The organism is Streptomyces sp. NPDC000941, assembly GCF_053599555.1.
Map to the genome: position 1 here is coordinate 1 of NZ_JBSFMM010000487.1, position 2,606 is coordinate 2,606.

Sequence of the window (2,606 nt, forward strand, 5' to 3'; positions counted from 1 at the left end):
CAGCGTGCTGTTCGCGATGCTCCGCGACGGCACCTTCTACGAACCCAGAACCCCACGCCTCGCTTGACGAAAGACATAGAGGCACCCCCCCCCCGGTTCGTCACCACCGTCCACGACCGGACCCTTGGCCTGACCCTGCTGATCGACGAGCACGGCACACCCGCCCTCGGCTACCTCACCTGGAAACGCGACAACAACAGATCAGAGCGGCTCGCCGACATACCGGACTCCCTCGACCGCTTCGCCGACCCGGCACCGGACTACTACCTGTCTGTCGTGGTCGGTTCCGCTCCGCATGTCGCCGACCCGACGGCCGTCGTGCCGCTACTGGCCGGCCCGATTCCCCGACCGGTCCGTGACATCTGGGCAATCCATCACAGCCTGGACAACGGCTGGGAGCGCATTGGCGGCGGCCTCGACTGCAACACCCTGGAATTCTTCGCCGACGACAACTGGCGGACAGTAGCCGAACGCCTCGACGGACTCCCACCGGATCGATTCGTCCACGCCGTCGGCAGCGCCAACTACGACACCTATGTGCTCGACCTGGACATGCTCGACAGCGGCGGCAACCCCACCGTCGCACACTGGGCGTTCAAGGAATGGCAGCTCGATGACCACAAACAGTACTGGGAATGGCTCGACAGCACCGGAACCGACCTGATCCTCGGCTCCTGACACGACACGATTTCCCTTCTCTCAAGGGATGGTCGGGGTGTCCTCGTGTGTGCTCGTGTGTGCTCTCCGCGCGAGCGGAGGTGAGTCGGTGTGCGGCAACGTGCGCCGACAGGTCGTATGTCCTCTCTGCGGGCCATCCCATGCGTCAGGACAGTGATATTCAGTCGCTGACTACTGGCTGACCTGGGACGATTCAGACATGGCGCAAACGTTTGAGGATCTGGTGACGGAGGCGGAGTCGGCCCCGGCCGAGGGTTGGGACTTCTCCTGGCTGCAGGGACGGGCCACCGAGCAGCGCCCGTCGTGGGGCTACCAGCACATGATGGGTGAGCGGATGGCGCGGGCCTCGGCAGCGTTGGACATTCAGACCGGTGGCGGGGAGGTGCTGGCCGGCGTGCCGAAGCTGCCGCCGCTGGCGGTGGCCACTGAGTCCTGGCCGCCGAACGTGGCCAGGGCCACCCGGCTGCTGCATCCCCTGGGCGTAGTGGTCGTCGCAGACGAGGACGAGCCGCCGCTGCCGTTCGCCGACGAGGCATTCGACCTGGTGGTCAGCCGACACCCGGTGACCGTCTGGTGGGAGGAAATCTCCCGGGTGCTCCGGCCGGGCGGCACATACTTTTCCCAACAGGTCGGTCCAGCCAGCGTCTTCGAGCTGGTGGAGTACTTCCTCGGCCCGCAGCCGGAGGAGGTGCGCCGCAAGCGCCACCCCGACGACGCCCGCCAGGCGGCCGAGGCAGCCGGGCCGGAGGTCGTGGAGCTGCGCTCGGAGTCGCTTCGCACCGAGTTCTTCGACGTCGGCGCGGTGATCTACTTCCTCCGGAAGGTGATCTGGATGGTGCCCGGGTTCACCGTCGACCAGTACCGGAACCGGCTGCGGCAACTGCACGACCAGATCCAGAGCGAGGGACCGTTCATCGCCCACACCGCGCGGTTCCTCATCGAAGCCCGCAAGCCCGCCTGACACCGACCCGCCGCCACGCCTCCGACTGCGCCACCGGCCCGCCCCGCTGACCGACGGACCGACATCGGCGCAGCTTGACCGGCTCGGCTGGAAGTGGCTCTCGATCTCACGGCCCGACTGGCTCTCAGCAGGGCGTGTGCTCTTCGCACAGGCGGTGGTGAACCGATGCCCTTCACCCCGCCGCGCAGGACTGGTGAGCGGCACACGACGCAAGGCCACCTGGCCTACCTTGTGTCCTTCTGCTGTGCTCGTAGGGGGTAGTTGGTCGCCGTCCAGTACTCGCCGACGTAAAAATCCCGTGGCAGATTACGGTTGGCAGGTGCCAGAGTGGCCGTGTCAAAGGGGCGTAGCTCAGCCCGGCCAGAGCAGCGGACTCCAAACCCGCGCGCCGCAGGTTCAAATCCTGCCGCCCCTGCCAGTCATTCCCCTTGTTGTTCCATCGGCACCTGCCCCCCCACGACCCGGTACATCGCCCGGACGCCACCAGGCCACCGGCCGGGCCTGAAACCCGTTCGACCTGCTCATCCCGCTGACGAGACCATGCGCAGATGCCGTCGACCGACTTCCAACCGAACCCACCGACGCACCGACGCACCGACGCACCGACGCACCGACCTGAAGCACACCGATAGACCCGTGGGTTCAGATCGAGAACTGCTGCCAGGAAGCCATCGACTCCGGCGATGAACGGCTCACCGAAACGCTCCTGGACGGCATCACCATCGGCCCCGCCGGGACCCGACGCGCGATGCTCAGGCAGTCGAAGTCGGTGGCGTCATCCGGTCAGACACCCCATGTCGTTGGGGTGTCAAGCGGGCTGGGGGTAGGCGTGGTGTGCCCATGCGGTTGCTTCGTCGTAGGTGGTGCGGGTCTTGAGGCAGCCGTGGAGGATGCCGACGAGGCGGTTGCCGAGCTGGCGGAGAGCGGGGTTGTAGCCGACCTCACGGGCTCGTTGTCTGTCGTAGTA

Annotated in this window: 2 protein-coding genes, 1 tRNA gene and 1 pseudogene; 3 read left to right on the top strand and 1 reads right to left on the bottom strand. The window is 66.7% G+C overall.

The genetic code is table 11. The annotated features are described in order from the left end of the window. Positions 1–63: 63 nt before the first annotated feature. The 3 genes from ACWDSL_RS52925 to ACWDSL_RS52935 all read left to right on the top strand — a co-directional run bounded on the left by ACWDSL_RS52925 (position 64) and on the right by ACWDSL_RS52935 (position 2,057). Positions 64–678, top strand: coding sequence for a hypothetical protein (locus ACWDSL_RS52925; protein ID WP_450496877.1), 615 nt, complete (start codon positions 64–66; stop codon positions 676–678). 199 nt (positions 679–877) lie between these two features. Next, a complete protein-coding gene (locus ACWDSL_RS52930) occupies positions 878–1,639 on the top strand; it encodes a class I SAM-dependent methyltransferase (RefSeq protein WP_450496879.1) in 762 nt (253 codons plus the stop codon). Positions 1,640–1,979: 340 nt separating this feature from the next. Beyond that, positions 1,980–2,057 (top strand) — tRNA-Trp (locus tag ACWDSL_RS52935). Positions 2,058–2,447: 390 nt separating this feature from the next. Here the strand turns inward: ACWDSL_RS52935 and ACWDSL_RS52940 are convergent. After that, positions 2,448–2,606: pseudogene (locus ACWDSL_RS52940) on the bottom strand (IS110 family transposase); the annotation flags it as partial.

Excerpts from the sequence above, each read along its gene's own strand:
- ACWDSL_RS52930 (WP_450496879.1), top strand. The coding sequence starts at position 878 with ATGGCGCAAACGTTTGAGGATCTGGTGACGGAGGCGGAGTCGGCCCCG.